At 29.3% G+C, this 22,187-nt stretch carries 18 protein-coding genes; 6 read left to right on the plus strand and 12 right to left on the minus strand.

All coding sequences use genetic code 11. From position 1 onward, the window contains the following. Positions 1-3: 3 nt before the first annotated feature. The 5 genes from ACWYN7_RS08935 to ACWYN7_RS08955 all read right to left on the minus strand — a co-directional run bounded on the left by ACWYN7_RS08935 (position 4) and on the right by ACWYN7_RS08955 (position 5,010). Positions 4-603 (minus strand): hypothetical protein, encoded by a 600-nt coding sequence (locus tag ACWYN7_RS08935; protein ID WP_462859572.1) that lies wholly within the window; start codon positions 601-603, stop codon positions 4-6. Positions 604-611: 8 nt separating this feature from the next. Continuing rightward, positions 612-1,391, minus strand: a complete 780-nt coding sequence (locus ACWYN7_RS08940; RefSeq protein WP_462859573.1) for a (Fe-S)-binding protein — start codon at positions 1,389-1,391, stop codon at positions 612-614. 159 nt (positions 1,392-1,550) lie between these two features. After that, the gene (locus tag ACWYN7_RS08945; RefSeq protein ID WP_462859575.1) at positions 1,551-2,867 is read right to left on the minus strand and encodes a 4Fe-4S dicluster domain-containing protein; all 1,317 of its coding nucleotides are present in this window, start codon (positions 2,865-2,867) and stop codon (positions 1,551-1,553) included. A gap of 26 nt (positions 2,868-2,893) precedes the next feature. After that, complete coding sequence (locus tag ACWYN7_RS08950) at positions 2,894-3,862, minus strand: MlaD family protein (protein WP_462859576.1); 969 nt, start codon at positions 3,860-3,862, stop codon at positions 2,894-2,896. 53 nt (positions 3,863-3,915) lie between these two features. Beyond that, complete coding sequence (locus tag ACWYN7_RS08955; protein WP_462859577.1) at positions 3,916-5,010, minus strand: N-acetylmuramoyl-L-alanine amidase family protein; 1,095 nt, start codon at positions 5,008-5,010, stop codon at positions 3,916-3,918. A 91-nt stretch (positions 5,011-5,101) separates the two neighbouring features. Between ACWYN7_RS08955 and ACWYN7_RS08960 the strand changes: the two genes are divergently transcribed. Beyond that, on the plus strand, positions 5,102-7,813 hold the full coding sequence (locus ACWYN7_RS08960) for a putative LPS assembly protein LptD (protein ID WP_462859578.1): 2,712 nt from the start codon (positions 5,102-5,104) through the stop codon (positions 7,811-7,813). Positions 7,814-7,889: 76 nt separating this feature from the next. Next, positions 7,890-8,270, plus strand: coding sequence for a RidA family protein (locus ACWYN7_RS08965; protein WP_462859579.1), 381 nt, complete (start codon positions 7,890-7,892; stop codon positions 8,268-8,270). Here the strand turns inward: ACWYN7_RS08965 and ACWYN7_RS08970 are convergent. The 4 genes from ACWYN7_RS08970 to ACWYN7_RS08985 all read right to left on the minus strand — a co-directional run bounded on the left by ACWYN7_RS08970 (position 8,263) and on the right by ACWYN7_RS08985 (position 15,258). Then, positions 8,263-8,625 (minus strand): methylglyoxal synthase, encoded by a 363-nt coding sequence (locus ACWYN7_RS08970; RefSeq protein ID WP_462859580.1) that lies wholly within the window; start codon positions 8,623-8,625, stop codon positions 8,263-8,265. The two genes, ACWYN7_RS08965 and ACWYN7_RS08970, sit on opposite strands and share 8 nt — an antisense overlap. A gap of 73 nt (positions 8,626-8,698) precedes the next feature. After that, on the minus strand, positions 8,699-9,694 hold the full coding sequence (gene gap, locus ACWYN7_RS08975; protein WP_462859581.1) for a type I glyceraldehyde-3-phosphate dehydrogenase: 996 nt from the start codon (positions 9,692-9,694) through the stop codon (positions 8,699-8,701). A 20-nt stretch (positions 9,695-9,714) separates the two neighbouring features. Further along, positions 9,715-10,698, minus strand: coding sequence for a 6-phosphofructokinase (gene pfkA / locus ACWYN7_RS08980; protein ID WP_462859582.1), 984 nt, complete (start codon positions 10,696-10,698; stop codon positions 9,715-9,717). A 168-nt stretch (positions 10,699-10,866) separates the two neighbouring features. Further along, entirely contained in the window at positions 10,867-15,258 is a 4,392-nt protein-coding gene (locus ACWYN7_RS08985) for a translocation/assembly module TamB domain-containing protein (protein WP_462859583.1), read from the minus strand. 233 nt (positions 15,259-15,491) lie between these two features. On the opposite strand from ACWYN7_RS08985, the gene tsaD reads away from it, so the two are divergent. Then, a complete protein-coding gene (gene tsaD / locus ACWYN7_RS08990; protein WP_462859584.1) occupies positions 15,492-16,517 on the plus strand; it encodes a tRNA (adenosine(37)-N6)-threonylcarbamoyltransferase complex transferase subunit TsaD in 1,026 nt (341 codons plus the stop codon). Between the two features lie 154 nt (positions 16,518-16,671). Then, positions 16,672-18,438 (plus strand): LTA synthase family protein, encoded by a 1,767-nt coding sequence (locus tag ACWYN7_RS08995; protein WP_462859606.1) that lies wholly within the window; start codon positions 16,672-16,674, stop codon positions 18,436-18,438. Between the two features lie 118 nt (positions 18,439-18,556). Here ACWYN7_RS08995 and holA read toward each other — a convergent pair whose 3' ends face one another. Together holA and ACWYN7_RS09005 are read right to left on the minus strand one after the other, a co-directional pair. Continuing rightward, entirely contained in the window at positions 18,557-19,558 is a 1,002-nt protein-coding gene (holA, locus tag ACWYN7_RS09000) for a DNA polymerase III subunit delta (RefSeq protein ID WP_462859585.1), read from the minus strand. A gap of 122 nt (positions 19,559-19,680) precedes the next feature. Further along, entirely contained in the window at positions 19,681-19,968 is a 288-nt protein-coding gene (locus tag ACWYN7_RS09005) for a GxxExxY protein (protein ID WP_462859586.1), read from the minus strand. Positions 19,969-20,040: 72 nt separating this feature from the next. On the opposite strand from ACWYN7_RS09005, the gene ACWYN7_RS09010 reads away from it, so the two are divergent. Further along, positions 20,041-20,484, plus strand: a complete 444-nt coding sequence (locus ACWYN7_RS09010) for a type I restriction enzyme HsdR N-terminal domain-containing protein (protein WP_462859607.1) — start codon at positions 20,041-20,043, stop codon at positions 20,482-20,484. A 46-nt stretch (positions 20,485-20,530) separates the two neighbouring features. Beyond that, positions 20,531-21,529: a glycosyltransferase family 2 protein gene (locus ACWYN7_RS09015; protein WP_462859587.1), complete on the plus strand. Its 999-nt coding sequence runs from the start codon at positions 20,531-20,533 to the stop codon at positions 21,527-21,529. Positions 21,530-21,537: 8 nt separating this feature from the next. On the opposite strand, the gene ACWYN7_RS09020 is transcribed toward ACWYN7_RS09015, so the two are convergent. Continuing rightward, positions 21,538-22,158, minus strand: a complete 621-nt coding sequence (locus tag ACWYN7_RS09020) for an L-threonylcarbamoyladenylate synthase (protein WP_462859588.1) — start codon at positions 22,156-22,158, stop codon at positions 21,538-21,540. Positions 22,159-22,187 lie beyond the last annotated feature (29 nt).

Here is a 22,187-nt window from a genome sequence, read left to right on the forward strand (position 1 = left end):
AAATTAGTTTTTAATGTAAAACTCTTCGTTACTTAACACTAAGGCTTTTTTAATATCAATTCTATCACTTTCTTTGTTGTAAGGCACTATAAAAGCATCATCTAAACCAATTTTTTTTATTTCTTCTTTAAATAAAGTTGCTGTTGTATAACTAGAAAAAACTCCCAATTGATAAATTCGTTTGTTTTTATTTTCAATTTCTTTAAAGCTGAAATCGTCTTTGGTATTAATGTCTAAATCTAATTTTTCGAAAACGCCTAATTGAATGGTATAAATTACATCAGGATTAATAATAGTACTTTTTAAATCTAATGTTGAATTCGGTTTTACCTTGATACTATCTAACAAAGCACTAATTTTTTGCTCTTTATTTTCTATAATTGTTTCAGATTTAGAGTACTCTGTATATAAATAAATGGAAGAACATAGCAGCAGAATAATGATAATAATATAGATAATATTATTTCTTGTATTCGTCTTTTTAACTTTATTAGATTTTAACTTTAAATTTACAAAACCAGTTTGCAGTTTTTCTTTGTCAGTTTTTAACTTATCTAATTCAGAATACAATTCATTAAGTACTTTTTCTTCTATTAGTGGCATTTTAGTGGTTATAAATTATTAGCTTCTGCAATTAATTCAGCTATATCTTTAACAATTACTTCTGTTTCTTTTTCTTTAAATTTAATTCCGTCTGTCATCATTGTGTTGCAATATGGGCAACCAGTGGCTATAATATTGGGTTTGGTTTTTAAAGCGTCTTCTGTTCTTAACACATTAATTTCTTTATCGCCTTTTTCTGCATCTTTAAACATTTGTGCACCACCTGCACCACAACATAAAGCTGTTTCTTTATGACGTTTCATTTCTGTTAAATTAACGCCCAATCTTCTAATTAAATCTCTTGGAGATTCGTACACCTCATTGGCTCTACCTAAATAACAAGGATCATGGAAAGTTACTCTTTTGCCTTTTAAAGTAGAATTATCGATATTTAAACGACCTTCGGATATTAAATTTTGTATAAATTGTGTATGATGATATACTTCGTATTTTCCTCCTAAAGAAGGATATTCGTTTTTTAAAGTATTAAAAGAATGCGGATCGCATGTTACGATTTTTTTAACCTCGTAACCATTTAAAACTTCGATGTTCATCATAGCTTGCATTTGAAACAAGAACTCATTTCCTGCTCTTTTTGCTGCATCTCCTGTTGATGATTCTTCTGTACCTAAAACTGCAAAATCTACATTGGCTTGATGTAATATTTTAACAAAAGCTCTACTTATTTTTTTTGCTCTATCATCATAACTTCCTGCAGCACCCACCCAAAATAATACTTCTGGTTGTTTGCCTTGAGCCATCATATCTGCCATTGTTGGTACGTTCATAATAAAATGTTTAATTGTTTATTCGTTGAAACGTTTAATTGTTAAAAACTTCTCGATACAAATTTATTCGTTTCTCATAAATTCACTCGAAGTGGCAATATGTTAGCTACTTTTTCTAAAACATGACTGCCAACTGCTCCTGAAAACTGTTAACTAATTTTACTCTTCGTTTGCCCAGTTTAATCTGTCTTGTTGATTGTATGGCCAAGGAGCACCATTATTTTCAACATTTGTCATCATCATATTTAATTCTTGTGGAGCCGCACTTTGTTCCATCACTAAATATCTTCTCATATCCATTATAATTGATAATGGATCTATATTTACAGGACATTCTTCTACACAAGCATTGCAACTTGTACACGCCCAAAGTTCTTCTGGAGAAATATAATCGTTTAATAATTGCTTATTATCATCAACAAAAACCCCATTATTTGCATCGATATTTCTACCCACTTCTTCTAAACGATCTCTGGTATCCATCATTATTTTACGAGGCGATAATGCTTTACCTGTTAAATTTGCAGGACAAGAAGACGTACATCTGCCACATTCTGTACAAGTATATGCATTTAATAATTGTACCCAATTTAAGTCAGTTACATCAGAAGCTCCAAACTTTTCTGGTACTGCATCTTCAGCTCCTTCTTCTGGCATTGCATAAGGATCTGCATCTGGATCCATCATTAATTTAACTTCATTAGTAACCGCTTCTAAATTATTGAATTGTCCTTTGGGATTTAAATTTGCAAAATAAGTGTTCGGAAATGCCAATAAAATGTGCAAATGCTTTGAATAATATAAATAATTTAAGAAGACTAAAATTCCTAAAATATGAATCCACCAAGCTGTTCTTTCTATTGCATGAATTGTATATGGAGAAAAACCATCAAACAAAGGGACTAAAAATTGACTTATTGGATTTCCAATTCCTGCTTGTTGAAATGATGTGTCTGTGGCGTTCATCACCAAAAACAAGGTCATTAAAACCATTTCGAAATACAAAATGTAATTTCCATCATTTTTTGGCCAACCTTTCATTTCTTTACTTAAAAAACGTTTGATGTTAGAAACATTTCTACGTAACCAAAAGATAATAACAGCTACAAAAACTAATGCCGCTAAAACCTCGAAAGTACCAATTAAAAAACCATATAATGTTGCAGGTATTACCTCTAGAAAAATTCTGTGTGTACCAAAAATACCATCTATAATAATTTCTAAAACTTCGATATTAATAATGATAAAACCAACATAAACAATAATATGCAGAAATCCTGAAAAAGGTCTTTTTACCATTTTAGATTGCCCAAGAGCAATCATCATCATATTTTTTAAACGTTCAGATTTTCTGTCTGTTCTATCTACATCTTTCCCTAATTTGATGTTTCTTGATAGTTTTTTTACATTCATCACAAAAAAACCAATACCTGCAATTAAGGCGATGATAAAAAATATGTTTGGTAAATATTGCATTCTAAAAAAATTAAATTAATATACTATTATTCTTTAACAAATAACAAACTATCTGGTGGTGTTGGCACGTATTCTTTAGGTTTTTTACCAAATAAAGAAAAGTGAACATATCTCTTTGGATTTGTTTTTAAATCTCTTAATAACTGTTCTAATTCTTTTGATGCTGCTTCCATATTTTGATACAAATCATCATCATTAATTAACCGACCAATAGTACCATCTGTTGAGTTAATTTTAATTGATAATTCGTTAAAATTATCTACAGCATTTTCTGCTTTTTGTACAATTTGATTAAAATTAACTGTTGTTAAACTATCTGAAAGTTTGTTTAAATTACCAGTAATGTTTTTAGCATTCTCTAAAGTTATTTTTATGTTTTCTTTATTATCAGAAACCATATAATTAACAGATTTAACTGCTTGTCTTAACTCATAAATAGTAGCAGCTAAATTGGTTACTGAAGAGTTAATGCCTGTAATTGTTTCGTTATTTAAAACTTTATTTATTCCACTAAACAAAGTATCTGCTCTAACAATAACTTTTTCTAATTTTGTTTGTAATGGGTCTAATCTTTCGCCTATAGAGGTTAATAAACCTGCTTTTATTTCTCCTTGTAAAGTATCTAAACTAACAGCAAGTTCACCTTCGTAACTTGGTATAATTGCTAAATTAGAACCCGATAATGGATTGGGAGAATATATTTTTACAATGCTTTTTTTAGAGAATTCTATATCATTTTCTAAAGAGAACCTAACTACTAATTTTCCTTTTTTATTCGGATTTTGGTTAAAGTTAATGTCTTCTACTTGCCCTACTTTTAAACCATTTATGGTAACTAAACTAGCTTCTGTTAAACCACCTACATTATTATATTCTACAATAAACTCTCTTGCTGAGGGCGAAAAAACATCATGCCCTTTTAAAAAATTATAGCCCCAAATAAATGCAACTACAATTAAAATAGCTATGATACCCGTTTTTAATTCTTTTGACATGTTTGAAAATTTACTAACAATATTACTAATAATTTTGGTTACTATCACCAAAACTAATGCATTTTATACACATCTTTTACAGCTACTTTTTCTCCGTTTTTAAAAGCTACCATAAAAGCAGATGTGTAACCTTTTCGTTTGGCAATTTTAAGTGACTGTAATGCTTCTCTATAAGAAGAAGTAACTCCGAAATAATACTTATAATAACTACCAACTTTTACCCTTTGCACGTTAGATAAACCTTTAAAATTGTATGATTTTGTTGGTATTTTATTTTTTCCTGAAGCAATTTGAATTTTAAATTCAACTACATCATAATTTGCGTTTTCTACGAGTTGCTCTACAACCGTGTTTAGTTTTAGATTATTGATGTACTTCTTTATGGCATCTACAATAGCATTACCCATTTGTATTTGGCCCTTAGAAGAATTTAAATATCTACCTTCATTTCTATTGGTTAAAAAACCCAACTCAACCAAAACACTTGGCATTATTGTTTCTCTTAAAACCTGAAAGTTATCTTGTTTTACTTTTCTATTGTTTCTTTTTAATTTATAGGCAAAATTATTCTGAATTAAACTGGCAATTTGCAAGCTTTTATCTAGGTTTTCTTCTTGTAAAAGTGATAAACCAATTACAGATTCTGCTGAATTAGGATCAAAACCTTTGTATTTACCTTCATAATTATCTTCGTACAAAAGAATTGAAGCATTTTCTCTTTTGGCTATTTCTAAATTCTTTTTATTACCTCTCAATCCTAAAACAAAAGTACCTGCACCATAAGCGTTTGATGTATGAGAATCGCAATGAATAGAGACAAATAAGTCGGCTTTTGCGTTGTTTGCTATTTCTGCTCTTCTCCAAAGATCTGGGTAAGTGTCATTTTTTCTGGTATAAATAACCTTAATATCTTTTTCTTTAGCCAAACCTTTGCCTACAATTAAAGCTACTTTTAATGCAATATTTTTCTCTTTGTAACCGTTCCCTAAATTACCAGGATCTTTACCACCATGACCAGCATCTATAACAATTGTATATACTTTTTGAGCGTTTATTATTGATGATGAGCAAAAAAACAACAAAGAAATTGTTAAAAAAAACAGATTTTTAATCGTGGTTTTAAAATTGTGTATTTGTAATTTATTCATCAATAAAATTTAACTAATTTTGGCTTCATTAATTTTGTGATTCAAATATTGAGCCATACTTTTACTCACTACAAAAATAGTATTTATAGCATTGCAAACAAACCTATCATACTTACTTTTATTTTGCTGCTTCTTTGTAGTAAAGATTAGTTTTTGCCAAGATATAAAATCTAAAGAAAAAATAGTTATTCCTTCTGTAGGTAAAGACAGTATTAACCTTAAGAAAAAAGACTCTTTACAACTTATACAAAAAGATTCTATTTTCAACTCTAAAAAGGATAGTTTACTTACCAAACAAATAGATACTGTTGCTACTGATTCTATAAAACCAAAAGAAGCAATAGACGATTTAATTGTTCACGTAGCTAAAGATTACACCATACAAAATGCTAAAGAGCAAACTGTAACTTTATATAATGAAGCAAATATTACCTATACAGATATCGATCTAAAAGCAGGTATTATTATTATTGATTATAAAAAAAACACCCTTTTTGCTAAAGGAATTATAGATAGCACAGGCTATACACAAAGACCCGTTTTTAAACAAGGTGGCCAAGAGTCTGAACAAGATTCTATTATTTATAATTTTAAAAGTAAGCGAGCTTTAATCTATGGTTTAAAAACCAAACAAGGTGAAATGTTTACCTATGGTGAAAAAACAAAACGAGTAAATGATTCTACGATTTACATTCGTAAAATACGTTTTACAACTTCAGAAAAAGAGGTGCCAGATTATTATATAAGAACCAATAAAGCAAAATTAGTACCTGGTAAAAAAATTATTGTAGGTTTTAGTAACCTAGTTTTAGCAGATGTACCTACTCCACTTGTATTGCCATTTGCTTATTTTCCGATGACAGAAACCAGTACTTCTGGTTTTTTAATTCCTGCTTTTGATACTGGAAGTAGCAGCAGAGGAGTTGGTTTACAAAATGGAGGATATTATTTTGCAATTAACGATTATGTAGATTTAAAACTTACTGGAGATGCTTGGGCTAATGGAAGTTGGGGACTTAGAACCAACTCCAATTACGTAAAACGTTATCGTTTTAGTGGAGTTTTTAGTTTTGATTTCGAAAATATTATAAGCGGTATTAGAGGTTTTGATGATTACAGCAAAAGTAGTAACTTTAATGTAAGATGGACACATAGTCAAGATTCTAAAGCGAGTCCGAATTCTAGATTTTCGGCTTCTGTAAATTTAGGAAGTAGTAGCTTTTTTAGAGAATCTTTAAATCAGTTTAATGTTGCTCAAACACAAAACAACACTTTTAACTCTTCTATAAATTATAGTAAAACTTTTGTTGGTACTCCATTTAATATGGCTGTTACAGCAACACATCAACAAAATACAAATACAGAAAGCATAACAATGACATTGCCTTCTTTAACCTTAAATATGAATAGGGTTTATCCTTTTGCTGGTGAAGGTGGTATCAAAAAAACACCCATTCAAAAATTAGGTTTCAACTATAATATGCAAGGTCAGTATTTAATTAATACTACTGATGATGAGTTTTTTACCAGTAAAATGTTTGAAACAGCAAGATCTGGTGTACAACATAGTACAAGCACAAGTACCAACATAAAAGCTTTTAAATATTTTACCTTATCACCAAGTGCAAACTACGAAGAAACTTGGCAATTTGATTATATTCAAAAAGAATATGATGAAACCAGTAATGTAGTTGTTACAGATACTTTAAGAGGATTTAAAAGCTATAGAGAATACAATATGGGGGTTAGTTTATCTACAAACATTTATGGTACTTTTAACTTTAAAAAAGGAAGATTAAAGGCCATAAGACATACACTTAGACCTACCATTTCTTATTCTTACAGACCCGATTTTAAGGATAAATTTATTAGAGAAGTACAACAAAGTACAGACCCAACAGATTTTCTAGAATATACTGTTTTTGATCAAGGTATTTATGGAGCTCCATCCTCTGGATTAAGTAATTCTATTGGAATATCAATAAATAATGTTTTAGAGGCAAAAGTAGCCCCCAAAGATCCAGATAGTGATGAAGAAGATGAAAAAATTATGCTTTTAAACAATTTAAACTTTAGCTCTTCTTACAATATTGCAGCTGATAGTTTACGTTGGTCTAATGTTTCTTTTAATGCTGGTACACGTTTATTTAAAGATAAATTAGCGTTAAACTTTAATGGTTCTTTAGATCCTTATCAAGTGGTTGAAGTAAATGGGAGTGCTGTAAAAATTGATCAGTTTAATTCTTTTCCTAGGTTGTCTAGTGCCAATTTAACAGCCAACTATTCCATTTCTAGTACAGATTTTGATAAATCGAAAGAGAATGATAATGATAAAAATGGAAATGGAGCTAACAATCCACCAGATACTATGGGTGCTAACATAGACCCAACAAACGATAGACAAAGACAATCTACAAATAATAACAAAAAAGGTGGCACTACAAAAACAGATTTGTATAGAGCCAAAATACCTTGGTCTATAAACTTGGTTTATTCTGCCAATTACAGTAATAATGGTATAAATCCAGGAGAGGTTGGTGTGCATACTTTAGGCTTTAGTGGTAACATAGAATTATCACCAAAATGGAAAGTAGGTTATTCTTCTGGTTACGATGTAAAAGGTGGCGCTTTCTCTTTTTCTCGATTTAATTTTACAAGAGATTTAGATAGTTGGCAGTTTAATTTTAACTGGGTTCCTTTTGGCACAAACTCTTCTTACACCTTTTTTATTGGGGTAAAATCATCTACGTTATCCGATTTAAAATGGGATAAAAACAAACCACCAGATAGAGTATTGTTTTAAATTTTTAACTTATAAACTAACTTTATCAACTTTTATAAAAGATGTATAATTCCTAAGAATTTCAAACTTTAGAGATATGAAAAAAATAATTACTACAAAAAATGCACCTGCTCCTATTGGGCCTTACAATCAAGCTATTTTAAGCGGAAATACTTTATATACATCTGGCCAGATTGCAATTAATCCAGAAAATGGTGAATTGGTTTTAGATTCTATAGAAAATGAAACCAAACAAGTAATGGAAAATGTAAAAGCTGTTTTAGAAGCTGCAGAAATGACTTTTGATAATGTAATTAAAACTTCTATTTTTATTGCTGATATGCATCAATTTGCTAAAATTAATGCCATTTATGGAAGCTATTTTAATGAAGAAACTGCTCCTGCCAGAGAAACTGTAGAAGTAGCTAATTTACCAAAATTTGTAAATGTAGAGATTAGTGTTATTGCTGTTAAATAGCTTTAATTAATAAGTTTGCAGTAGAAGGATTTGTTGCTAAAGGTACATTATGCACATCACAAATTCTTAATAACATAATAATATCTGGTTCATGAGGATGTTTTGCATGTGGATCTCTAAAAAATAAAACCATATTACATTTACCTTCTGCTACTCTGCTTGCTATTTGAGCATCACCACCAATTGGTCCTGACAAAAATTTTGTTACTTTAAAGCCTGCATTCTCAGCTTTTGAACCTGTTGTACCTGTAGAAATTAATTGAATTCTTTTTTGTAGCAGAGTTTCTTTGTGTTCATTTAAAAATTGAACCATTTCTGCTTTCATGCCATCATGAGCTATAATTGCTATTTCCATATATTAATTTAAAAGAAAAGCCTAAAAGTAATTTCTTACTCTTAGGCTTAAAAAATTATATAATTATTTTTGATTATAATGTTGCAGCATATTCTACTAAATCTACTAATTTAGTTGAATAACCGATTTCATTATCGTACCAAGAAACAACTTTTACAAAGTTATCATTTAAAGCGATACCTGCATTTGCATCAAATACAGAAGTACGAGTTTCACCAACAAAATCTTGAGAAACTACTAATTCTTCAGTATAACCTAAAACACCTGCCATTTCGTTTTCAGAAGCAGATTTCATAGCTGCTTTTACTTCTTCGTAAGATGCACCTTTTTCTAACTTTACAGTTAAATCTACTACAGATACATCCATAGTTGGTACTCTAAAAGCCATACCAGTTAATTTACCATTTAATTCTGGAATTACCTTACCTACAGCTTTTGCAGCTCCAGTTGAAGAAGGAATAATATTGTGTATTGCTGCTCTACCACCTCTCCAATCTTTGTTAGAAGGGCTATCTACAGTTTTTTGAGTTGCAGTTGCTGCGTGAACAGTTGTCATTAAACCTTCTGTAATTCCGAAATTATCATTTAAAACTTTAGCTATTGGCGCTAAACAGTTTGTAGTACAAGATGCATTAGAAAAAATAGTATCAGAAGCTTGTAATTTTGTATGGTTTACTCCCATTACAAACATTGGTGCATCTCCAGAAGGTGCAGAAATAGCTACTTTTTTAGCTCCACCTTGTATGTGTAAATTAGCTTGTTCTAAACTCTTAAAGATACCTGTACATTCTAAAACGTATTCAGCTTCTACTTCATCCCATTTTAAATCAGCAGGATTTCTTTCTGCAGTAATTCTAATTTCATTACCATCTACAATTAATTTACCATCTGCTACTTCTACAGTACCATCGAAAGCCCCATGTACTGAATCGTATTTTAACATATATGCTAAATAATCTACGTCTAATAAATCGTTTATACCAACTACTTGTACATTTTCTCTTTTAATTGCAGATCTGAATGCTAATCTACCAATTCTACCAAATCCGTTAATTCCTATTTTAATCATCTTATTCTTGTTATTTATTATTACACAGACATTATATCTGATACTCTTATTAATTCTTTATTTATTTTTGATTGTCCTTTTATTGCTTTTTCTAATGGAGTTACTGCTATTTTATCGTTTATTAAACCTACCATTAAATTCGATTTACCATCTATTAAGCTTTCAACAGCGCCTACCCCCATTCTACTTGCTAAAACACGATCGAAACAAGAAGGAGACCCTCCTCTTTGCATGTGTCCTAAAACGGATACTCTAACTTCGTATTCTGGCAAATGTTCATCAACATAATCTTTTAATTCGAAAACATTTTTACCGGTTTTATCACCTTCTGCAACAATTACAATACTCGATGATTTACCAGATTGTTTACTTCTTCTTAAAGATTCTAACAAACGTTCTAAACCAAGATCTTCTTCAGGAATTAGAATTTCTTCTGCACCTGCACCAACACCAACGTTTAATGCAATATGCCCAACATCTCTACCCATTACTTCTACAAAAAATAATCTGTTGTGCGATGATGCTGTATCTCTAATTTTATCGATAACATCTACCACTGTATTTAATGTTGTATCGTAACCTAGTGTATGAGAAGTACCTTCAATATCATTATCTATAGTACCTGGAATACCCATAACAGGAAAACCAAATTCTTGGTTAAAAACTAAAGCTCCTGTAAAACTACCATCACCACCAATTACAACTAAAGCATCTACTTTTGCTTTTTTTAATTGGTCGTATGCTTTTTTTCTACCTTCTTTGGTCATAAATTCTTTTGACCTAGCCGATTTTAAGAAAGTTCCTCCTTTATTGATGATCCCTTTTACACTACGTGCATTCAGTTCAATAAAATCACCTTCTATCATCCCTTGATATCCTCTGTAAATACCTGTGCATTCTATTTTATAAAAGGCACATGTTCTTACAACAGATCTAATTGCTGCGTTCATCCCTGGAGAATCTCCTCCAGATGTCATGACTCCTATTTTTTTTATATTTCCCATAATTTATGATGTAAAAATACTTATTTTAAATGACTTAAAATAATAAATTTACGAAAACGTTATAGCCTCTAATCCCCTTATTTTGCAAGGAAAATTAAGATTTTTGACTCGAAATCGTTTTCATTTTTTCGACAACTAATCATTATAAAATCTTTATAAAAATGTTAACTATAAATTCCCCTCAAAGTTTATCAATTGATTCTTTTTAGGTTGTAAAGAGTCTTTTTTAATTGCTTTATTTGCTTTGTTTTTAGCTTTCTTTTTTAATCCAATTTTTGTTAGTAACCCAGACAAAGTGTTAAAATTTACTTGATAAGAAAGTCCTACACCTTGTGTGTAGCCTTCTTCTTGTTGCGAATATTGGATTTCGTTTTGACGATTAAAAATAATTCCTCTAAAATTACCTTCAGAATTTAATAGTACTTCTACTTTAACTTCGCCAACTACACTAGATTGTGTTTGTGCTCCAACTGGCACCCCCACTTTTCCATTTATGATAACTCGATCGCTTACTTGTGTGCTTACAGATAAATCTACTTGATTGTCTATATTTAATCGATCTATATCATTTACTTCTCCTTGTTGATAATCTAAACCCAGTTGAAATTTACTATCAGGACTGTTTAAAAGGTTAGAAAAAGCACCCGCAATTGCACTTGATGCTGTACTTGCTAGTGTATTGTTTACATCAAAACTTGCTTTATCTGGATTTCTAAAAGAATTAAAGGCCAATAATGATATGAATTGAGTTGTTTTTTCGTTTACATTATTATCATTTAAAATAAACTCTAACTCACTAGCTATGGTAGGATCTACATTGGTAAGTTGTATGTCTAATTCTTGTTTAGAGTTGAATAAACTTCCTGAAATTCTTGTTACCAAATCGATTTCTTCTTTTCTATTCGAATTAAAATTTTCTAATAAAACACCAGGATTTGCTTTGGCTGTGTAAATTGCTGTTACATCTAAGTTGGCTTCGTACGGGTTTCCACTCCAAGAAACTGTACCTCCTTTTTGTATTACAAAAGGTTTATTGATGATTCCTCCGTATTTAAAATCGTAAACTCCACTATCAATAATATAATCGCCAAACATATCGAATTTACCTCTGGTGTCTATTCTTATTTGCAAATTACCTGCTCCTCTACCTTTTAATTGGCTTCCATTAACTTCATCAATTACAACTTGTGCTAGAGCATCTTTTGTAACTTCTAAATTAATATTTAAATCTAACCCTTTTACAGCTTCTTTTGCCAATTCTTTTTGTTTGTCTTCTGTAGAAATTTTATCACTCTTAAAATGAATTAAACTATAACTATCTACAGTTTCTACGTCTTTTAAAGGCACAACAAATTTTGTGTTCGGATTTGTTTTTGCGTTAACCTCTATAGTTAATTGATCTGTTAAACCTGTAATATTTGCAGAACCGTCCATAAATGCAGTTCCATAATACAAAGCTTCTTCAGTATTTTTGGTATCTAATACCAATAAATTATCGGTATCAATTTCTAAATCTAAAAACCATTTTTCGAAATTTAGATGAGTTATGCTTCCTATAAATTTACCAGCGGATTTATATTTGGTATCTAATAACTTTATGTCTTCTAAAATAAAGGATTGTTGATCTAGCGTAATTACAGATATGCCATCAAAATCATAATCAACATTTAAATATGGGAATTTTAATCCTGCATTTTTAAGCTTTAAACTCCCTAACATATCTGGATTTCCTAAAAAACCTCTTAAATAAAAGTTACCAGACACACTACCTCTTAAAGAAGATATTACATCTTGCCCTAAAGGGCTAAATGCTTGCAATTTGTAATCTTCTAAAAACACTTCTAAATCTATTAACGGCCTTTTATTAGAAAAATCTAAAACACCAGTGGCTGCAATGCTTTTAACTTTTTCGTTTTTTATAGATAAATCTACATCGTATTTTTCATAAGAATTATCGCCAATAACACTTATGGCTAATTCTCCTTGATTAAAGTTATTTACTTCGAAATCTTTAATTACTAAAATTGCTTCGGGTTGATAAACATTATCACTTTGTATAAAATCTAAGTTACCAGAAACCCTACCTTTTAAAGCCAAACTGTCTATTTCTGGCATAAAACTTTGTAGCCTTACTTTGGTAAAATCTGCAAAAAGTTTTTTATCAGAATCGCCTTTAATACTGCCTAAAAACTTAATTTCTTGCTGACCAGATGTTAATTTAAACTGACTAAAGTCAAACTCATTCTTGCTTAAATCAAAAATAATTTGATCTGTATTTTTATCATCAGGAGTTATGTTCCAAGCCGTATTTTTAAATACAAAAGTAGATTTCTCGAAACCTAAAACCGATTTTTCATCTTTATTAATGGTATAGAAAAAATCTAAATTAAAATTTTCGTTGTTTTTTAAGCCTCCATTAAATTCAGATTTAAAAAATAAAGTGTCGTTCTGAGTTTTATTCAGAAGGTTTAATTTAGAAACTTTATAGTATTTTGTATTTACTTCTGATGCTGTTAAATGCGAGTTATAAAATGGATTTTGATTGTCTGTTCTTAATAAAATATCTTTCAATTCGTTGCCATAAACATCTATTCTAGGTGATGAAAATGTAAGCTTTAATTGATTTTTATTCGATTGTATTTTACCTTTAACTTTGGTATTATCATCGATATAAACTTCAGGAAAAAAAACATTTACAACTTGATTGTAAATGGTAAAATTAAAATCGACAAACTGATTTGGTGCTACAGTGTAAGGTTGATAATTGGTATAAATGCTACCCAAAGCATTCTGAGCAACTCTACCTACTTCCGAAAAAGTAAATTTACCTTCTATAAAACCGTTAGCAATATCTTCTGAAGTTAAATCGATTCTTTTAATACTGTCTTTTACAGACGATGCTATTTTAAATTCTTTAAAGCTAAATTCTTCTTTTTGATTGGTATAAAAAACGTCTTTAAAAACAGCATTACCAACAATATCATCGAAAGTATTTCCTTCTACATCCAATTCTATAATTCCTTTTAAATTGGCAATGCTATCTCTTGTAAATAAGTTGGTTTCTTTTAGATTTAGGTAATTTATATTCGATTTAAAATCGAACTTATTAATTTCATCCGATAAATCTGCCAAGCCATTAAAAGTCATTTTAAAATTAACATCATCCACATTTAAATCTCCATCAAATTTATTGTTTTGATACTGACCATTGGCAGTTATATTTTGATAATTATAGTTTTTAAATTCCAATTCAGAAATCTTACCAAGAAAAGTAGTATTTATATTATCTAATTTAAATCCACTTCCATCAACATCACCTTTTAATGAGGCTTTACCAAATAACGGATCGTTAAAAAAAGCTCCTAAATTAAATGCTTGCAGTTCAATTTCTCCACTGTATGTTGCATAGTCGATATTATCGATATTAGAAATTTGTAAGTCTGTAATTGTGGCTCCAATCTCAGAATTTACAGCAATATCTGCCTGAATTTGTACAGGCGTAACTTTTACATATCCTCTTAAATTAAATTTACCGAGTTTATCGAATTCACTTGGTAGGGTTTTACCAAGTACATTTGGCAAAATACTTTTTAGTTCTTTGTAAGTGGCTTTTAAATTGGCTAAATCTCCTTCAAAAATAAAACCTCTTTCAGTACTTAAAGCATTTACAAAAGATAAATTCCCGTTAATAAGAAGTCCTTTTTTTGATGATAAATTCAGTTTTTCTACTTCAAAATTGTTTAGAGTTCCATTTAAATATCCTCCTTTTAAAGTTAAAATATCAGAACCACTTAATTCTTGATAAAACTTTTTAATATCTTGAACTGCAATATCACTTTTATTAAAACGCGCTTCTATTTGCACTTTATTATTAAAATCTATTAAATCTTCTCTATTGTATGTAAAATCGATATCAGCATTAATATCTGTTTTTTTGGTTTGTAAAGTTGTAGTGCCAAAATGCATGGCAGTTTTTGTATACGTAAAATCTGTTGTTAAATTGGTAACTTCTAAACCGTATTTATCTGTAAAATGTAAACCTCTTATGTTTGTAGAAAAATTTGGTCCATTAATATCTAAATCTTGTAAATTTCCTCCAGCATTTTGCACAGCATAGTCAATAGAATCTTTCTTATTGGCATCTACCAATCTATAATTTAAATTGTTTACATAAACATCTGAAGTTTGCAGTATAAATGGATTTGCAAGAGAATCTTTAGGTTTTCCAGAATCAAAAGAATCTATAAAAATAGAAAGGTTATCATTATCTTCTCCTTTATACGTTTTCATATAACAAAAGGCATCGTCCAAATAAATGCTTTTTAAATTTACCTCGCTATCTATAATTCTTTTTGCATTAATTATTGAGGTACTTAATTTGTTTACAAAAATTAAGGTGTCTTTATGATGATCTTTAATCTTTACTCCTTTTAATTGTACACTACCCAAAAGAGAAAAATCTACTTTTTCTATAGTTACATCTGTACCAAAATCTGCATTTATTCTTTTGGTTACATAATTTCCAATTCTTGTTTGTACAGCTGGTATAGACAGTATCATACTAATCAATAGCAAAAAGAGTAGAAAGTACCCTAACCATTTTAGTATTTTTTTTCTTTTATTTTTGATGGAAGTTGTTGTTTTTAAGAATTAAAAATTATGTAAATAATAATCAAAAATACTGCCAATTATTATAAATATCATACAAATTTAAGAAACTATTAAATATCTATAATTAAAATTAAAAACTTAGATAAATTTATACTTAATTTTGCAGGACTTTAACTTATTTTATGAATTCACCCATATATATTTTAGGAATAGAATCTTCTTGCGATGATACAAGTGCATCTGTAATTTGCGATGCAAAAGTTTTAAGTAACGTGGTTGCCAACCAAGAAGTGCATTCAAAATATGGTGGTGTAGTTCCAGAATTGGCTTCTAGAGCACATCAACAAAACATTGTTCCTGTTGTACAGCAAGCATTAGAACAAGCAAATATTACCAAAGAACAATTGTCTGCAATTGCTTTTACCAAAGGTCCTGGCTTAATGGGGTCTTTGTTAGTTGGCACCTCTTTTGCTAAATCTTTGGCTTTGGGTTTGCAAATACCACTTATAGATGTAAACCACATGCAAGCGCATATTTTAGCGCATTTTATTGAGGATGAACAGAATAAAATTCCTGATTTTCCTTTTATATGTTTAACTATTAGTGGAGGACACACACAAATTGTTAAAATTACCAATCATTTTGAAATGGAAATTTTAGGAGAAACTATTGATGATGCTGTTGGAGAAGCTTTTGATAAATCTGCCAAAATTTTAGGATTAGCTTATCCTGGAGGACCTTTAATAGACAAATATGCCAAATTAGGGAATTCAAAAGCTTACTCTTTTACAAAACCAAAAGTGGGCGATTTAGATTTTAGCTTTAGTGGTTTAAAAACTGGAATTCTTTATTTTATTCAGAAACAACAACGAATTAACCCTAATTTTATAGAAGAAAATTTAAATGATATTTGTGCTTCTATACAATATACTATTGTAGAAATTTTAATGGATAAATTAAAAAATGCCGTAAAAAAAACCGGAATTAAAAAAATTGCAATTGCTGGCGGAGTTTCTGCAAATTCAGAAATTAGAGCAAGATTAGAACTTGCTGAAAAACATTGGTGTTGGTCTACATTTATTCCGAAGTTTGAGTACACCACAGACAATGCTGCAATGATTGCTATAACTGGTTATTTAAAGTATTTAAATAATAATTATGCTGATGTTTCTGTAACTGCCCAAGCACGATTAAAAGTTACTGACTAACTTTGTGTTAATATTTTTTTTACATTAAAATAATGTTGTTTTTTTGTAAAAAATTTGTTCGATTTTGAGAAATATAATCAATAGAATAAGATTTAACTTTTTCTACTTTCTTTTTTGGGTACTTTATTTTGTTTTTGCACGTGCTTTTTTTTTGATGTATTATTTTGATAAAACTCAAGAAATTAGCTTTTTAACCATTCTAAAAACATTTTTATACGGATTAAAGTTAGATGTATCTTTTGCAGCTTATTTATCAATAATTCCGTTTTTTCTGATTCTTTTCTCAATATTCATCAATAAAACTATAATTGTAAGTTTTACAAAATGGTATACAATTGTTTTAATCATAATTATAAACTTATTATTATTGATTGATGCTGGTCTGTATCAAGCTTGGGGAACGCGTTTAGACACTTCTATTCTACCCTATTTAAATACGCCTGAGTTAATGCTTTCTAGTGTTTCCAATTTTCAAATGATTTCTGGAGGACTGGCTTGGTTGGTTATTTCATTTGTTTTTATTAAACTTTTCATTAAAAACCTTAAGAACTACAGTAATTTAATTAATTATGGTAAATGGTTAGAAATACCCGTTTTTCTTATTTTAACTTTATCATTATTAATACCTATAAGAGGTGGTTTTCAAATCATACCAATAAACCAAAGTAATGTTTATTTTTCTGATAAAATGTTTGCAAATCATGCTGCAATAAATTTTATCTGGAATTTCTTTAACACATTAACTCATAAAACAGATGGTATAAACTATTATAAATATTTTGATGAACAAACAGCTTTAAATATAGAAAATGAAAGAAGAGGAAAACTTTTAGAAGCTGATATCGATTCTGTTTTAAATACTGATAAACCCAATGTTATTCTAATCCTTTGGGAAAGTTTACCTGCCAAAATTATTGGTTCTTTAGGTGGTGAGCCCAATGTTACTCCTAATTTAAATAGACTTTCTAAAGAAGGAATTTTATTTACCAATTTTTATGCAAATGGAGATAGAACAGACAAAGGTATCCCTGCTGTTTTAAGTGGTTATTACCCACAACCTATAGAAAGAATAATGCGTACGCCCAACAAAACTAGAAGTTTACCAATGTTGCCTCAAAAGATGATAGATTTAGGTTACAAAACTACTTTTTATTATGGTGGAGATTTAAATTTTGGAAATATGAATACCTATTTGCGAAATGCGGGTATTACTAATTTTGTAGATGGAAGTGCATTTGACACCAAAGATTGGAGCTCTAAATGGGGTGCTTACGATGATGTTTTTATGAAACGTTTGGCCAAAGATTTATCAACAGCACTAAAAGAACCATTTTTTAATATTGCTTTAACTTTATCTAGCCATGAGCCTTATGATATTAAAGGTGAGTATAAATTTGGGAATGATACTCATGACAATACTTTTAGAAGTGCACATCATTACACAGATAAAACCATTGGTGATTTTGTTGAATTTGCCAAAAAACAACCTTGGTATAAAAACACATTAATTGTAATAATGTCAGATCATGGACACAGTTCTCCACAACATGATGGGCCTTATTTTTCTCCTAAAAAATTTAGAATTCCTATGCTTTGGTTGGGTGGTGCTTTAAACAAAAAAGGAATCGAAATTCCTGCTATTTCTAGTCAAGTTGATTTTTCTTATTCTCTTTTAGATTTAGTAAATGGCGATAATAAAGATTTTAGTTTTAGTAAAAATATCTTTAACACATCTAACAAACAATATGCTCATTATATCTTTAATAAAGGTTATGGAACCATTTCTAAAGACGGTGTTTTTATTTACGATTACATCAGTAAAAAACCAATTCTAGATGATGGTAAAAATACAACTCAACTAGATTCTTTAGGAAAAGCGATTACTCAAAACGCTTATCAAGATTTTCTGAACAGAAAATAGATTAAACTCCAAATTGCGTTAAATGATGATCTAAATGTTTGTAAAACATATTATTCCATTCTTCTTTAGTTAAACCAATATTTCTTAATTCTTTTATTAGAATATTTTTATCGTTCATCTAATGCAAAATTTTAAATAACAATTCTTTTAAAATATCTCCTTGAGTTTGATTTGCGCCAACTCCTTTGCTCTTAACATCTGCATCTCTTAAAAAAGCAATAACTTGTGCTACTTTTCGCATTGGATAATTTCTAGCTGCTAAAAAATAATCATCTATAAAATAAAAACCAACGCCTAATGCTTTAGAAACGGCACTTTTAGATTTGTCTTGCAAACCGTGAAAAAGCAACAATTTTGTAAAAAAATTATTCAGTAAAGAAATGGTCATTACTGTTGGATTGTTTTTCGGATTTACCACAAAATAATTGATAATTCTATTGGCTTTTGCAATGTCTTTAGCACCAATTGCTTTTTGTAATTCGAAATTATTAAAGTCTTTAGAAATACCAATATTTTCTTCTATATGTTTGTCATTAATAATGGTTTCTTTTGGTAAAATTAACATCAACTTACTTAATTCGTTTGATATTTTACTTAAGTCTGTACCCAAAAATTCTACCAACATTTGAGCCGCTTTCGGTTCTATTTGATATTTTTTTCCGCTTAAAACTCTACGAATCCAATCTGCAACTTGATTTTCATAAAGCTTTTTGCTTTCAAAAATTAAACCCGATTTTGCAATAGCTTTATGCAGCTTTTTACGTTTATCTAACTTTTTGTATTTGTAATTAAGCACTAAAACAGTTGTAGGCTGGGGATTTTGGGCATAAGCCACCAACTTTTCTATACTTCTACTTAAATCTTGGGCTTCTTTAACAATAATCACTTGTCTTTCAGCCATCATCGGAAAACGTTTGGCTGCAGAAACAATATCTTCTATAGTTGCATCTCTACCATACATAACCTGCTGATTAAAACCTTTTTCAGATTCGTCTAAAACAGTTTCTTCTATATAATCAGAAATCTTATCAATATAATAAGGTTCATCACCCATTAAAAAATAAATGGGTTTTACATTCCCTTTTTTAATATCTGAAACAATGGTTCTTATTTCGTTCATTTATTTTTTTACTTTATTCACTGCGAATTCACCAATAAATAATCATTTTATAAATCACAAAATTTGTGAATTTGGTGGCAAGATAATCATAATACAATTCTTTCGAATTCTAATGATTCATTTTAAAAATTAACTAAAATACATAATCTATTTCCAGAATCTTTTAAATAATTAATACACTGAGCTATATGCTTTGGATGAAATTCTTTCACTGATTTTATTTCTAAAATTATTTTATCTAAAATTACAAAATCAGCATAACATTTATGTGGTAAAATAACGTCCTTATAATTAATTACATATTCTTTTTCTCTTTTAAAACTTATATTTTTCTTCTTTAATTCATATTCTAATGCATCTTTATAAACAACTTCTAAAAAACCACCACCTAAATTTATTATGGACTTCAAATAAAGTACCAACAATATCGTAGCTTTATTTTTTATAAATCATTTTTATTTGTGATATTCGTGGTAATGAAGCTGCAAAAACTCAATCTACCTACATATAATTTCAAACTCAAAAATAGCGAAAATAAGACGCTTATTTTTGATAAATTAAGAAAAAAATATTTTGTGTTAACACCAGAAGAATGGGTTCGTCAGCATTATGTTTCTTTTTTAATTGATCAAAAAAAGTATCCCATTTCTTTAATTGCCTTAGAAAAACAGTTAACCATTAACAACCGAAAAAAAAGAACAGATATTTTGGTGTTTAATGCAGCTGGCAAACCCGATATTATAGTAGAATGCAAAGCTCCACAAATAAAAATTACACAAGCTACTTTTGATCAAATTGCGAGATATAACCTAAAATTAAAAGCAAATTATTTAATAGTTACCAATGGTCTAGAACATTATTATTGCAAAATGGATTTTAAAAACGAAACCTATATTTTTTTAAAAGAAATTCCTGCTTATAATTAAGATAAAATTAGAAGTAAACTAATTTTTTAAATGTAATTTCGCAACCTTGAAAACTGCAATCGTAATATTAAATTGGAATGGACAAAAACTGTTGGAACAGTTTTTACCCTCTATTGTAAATTTTAGTAAAAATGAAGCTGAAATTTATGTGGCAGATAATGCCTCTACAGACAATTCCATTGCATTTGTTAAAGATAATTTTCCGACTGTAAAAATCATAAAAAATGCAGTAAATGGTGGTTATGCCAAAGGTTATAATGATGCTTTACAAAACATTAACGCAGACATTTATTGCTTATTAAATTCTGATGTAGAAGTTACCCAAAACTGGCTACCTCCTATTTTAGATGTTTTTAAGGCTGATGAAAAAACGGCTATTATACAACCAAAAATTTTAGATTACAAAGACAAATCTAAGTTTGAATATGCAGGTGCAGGTGGTGGTTTTATCGATTTATATGGATATCCTTATTGTAGAGGACGAGTTTTTAATCACCTAGAAAAAGACCATAATCAGTTTAATGATATTACTGAAATTTTTTGGGCTTCTGGAGCATGTTTATTTATTCGATCTACAATTTATCATAAAATTGGTGGTTTTGACGAAGATTATTTTGCACATCAAGAAGAAATCGATTTGTGTTGGAGAACGCAAAATATTGGTTACCAAGTAAAATATGTTGGTACTTCTACAGTTTTTCATGTTGGTGGTGCTACTTTGCAAGAATCTAATCCGCATAAAACGTTTTTAAATTTTAGAAATAGCTTATTAAATGTGGTTAAAAACGTGCCTAAAAAATGGTTTTTATTTGTTGTTTTTTCTAGGTTAGTTTTAGATGGAATTGCTGGTGTTAAATTTATTTTTGAGCTAAGACCTATTCATACTTGGGCAATTTTAAAAGCGCATTTTAGTTTTTACAGAAACTTTTTAAAATTTTTAAAAAAACGTAAACGTTTGCAAAAGAAACAAGATTACAATTTACACACCAGTATTGTTTGGCAATATTTTGTTTTAGGAAAAACTAAATTTAAAAATTTAAAATAATTTAAACGTTAGAGCACATCTAAACTTCCTTTACCTTCTCTAATAATCTCTGGTTCAGAATTGGTTAAATCTATTATTGTTGATGCGTAATTATCTCCATAACCACCATCAATAACAACATCTACCAAATTTTGCCATTTTTCATAAATCAATTCTGGGTCTGTAGTATATTCTAAAATATCATCATCATCTCTAATAGAAGTAGACACAATTGGGTTGCCTAAACTTGTTACTAAAGCTCTTGCAATATTGTTATCAGGAATACGAATACCTACTGTTTTTCTTTTTTTAAAAGCTCTTGGTAAATTATTACTACCAGGTAAAATAAAAGTATAAGGCCCAGGCAATGCTCTTTTTAGCAGTTTAAAAGTTGGTGAATCTATTTGTTTTATATAATCTGATAAATGACTTAAATCGTTACAAACAAAAGAAAAATTAGCCTTTTCTAGTTTTACACCTTTTATTTTTGCTATTTTTTCTAAGGCTTTTGGGTTGGTTATATCGCAACCTAAACCATAGACTGTATCTGTAGGATAGATGATTAACCCTCCTTTTTTAAGAATATCGATAACCTTATCAATTGCTTTTTGATTTGGGTTTTCATTATATATTTTAATGAATTCTGCCATAAGATAAAAGTACAAAAAAACTCAACTTA

The sequence above is a fragment of the Polaribacter sp. M10 genome, assembly GCF_054968445.1.

Excerpts from the sequence above, each read along its gene's own strand:
- holA (WP_462859585.1), bottom strand. The coding sequence starts at position 19,558 with ATGAACGAAATAAGAACCATTGTTTCAGATATTAAAAAAGGGAATGTA.
- ACWYN7_RS08965 (WP_462859579.1), top strand. The coding sequence starts at position 7,890 with ATGAAAAAAATAATTACTACAAAAAATGCACCTGCTCCTATTGGGCCT.
- tsaD (WP_462859584.1), top strand. The coding sequence starts at position 15,492 with ATGAATTCACCCATATATATTTTAGGAATAGAATCTTCTTGCGATGAT.
- ACWYN7_RS08950 (WP_462859576.1), bottom strand. The coding sequence starts at position 3,862 with ATGTCAAAAGAATTAAAAACGGGTATCATAGCTATTTTAATTGTAGTT.
- ACWYN7_RS09020 (WP_462859588.1), bottom strand. The coding sequence starts at position 22,158 with ATGGCAGAATTCATTAAAATATATAATGAAAACCCAAATCAAAAAGCA.
- ACWYN7_RS08935 (WP_462859572.1), bottom strand. The coding sequence starts at position 603 with ATGCCACTAATAGAAGAAAAAGTACTTAATGAATTGTATTCTGAATTA.
- ACWYN7_RS08970 (WP_462859580.1), bottom strand. The coding sequence starts at position 8,625 with ATGGAAATAGCAATTATAGCTCATGATGGCATGAAAGCAGAAATGGTT.
- ACWYN7_RS08940 (WP_462859573.1), bottom strand. The coding sequence starts at position 1,391 with ATGAACGTACCAACAATGGCAGATATGATGGCTCAAGGCAAACAACCA.
- ACWYN7_RS08985 (WP_462859583.1), bottom strand. The coding sequence starts at position 15,258 with ATGATACTGTCTATACCAGCTGTACAAACAAGAATTGGAAATTATGTA.
- ACWYN7_RS08995 (WP_462859606.1), top strand. The coding sequence starts at position 16,672 with ATGTATTATTTTGATAAAACTCAAGAAATTAGCTTTTTAACCATTCTA.
- gap (WP_462859581.1), bottom strand. The coding sequence starts at position 9,694 with ATGATTAAAATAGGAATTAACGGATTTGGTAGAATTGGTAGATTAGCA.
- ACWYN7_RS08945 (WP_462859575.1), bottom strand. The coding sequence starts at position 2,867 with ATGCAATATTTACCAAACATATTTTTTATCATCGCCTTAATTGCAGGT.
- pfkA (WP_462859582.1), bottom strand. The coding sequence starts at position 10,698 with ATGGGAAATATAAAAAAAATAGGAGTCATGACATCTGGAGGAGATTCT.
- ACWYN7_RS08955 (WP_462859577.1), bottom strand. The coding sequence starts at position 5,010 with ATGAATAAATTACAAATACACAATTTTAAAACCACGATTAAAAATCTG.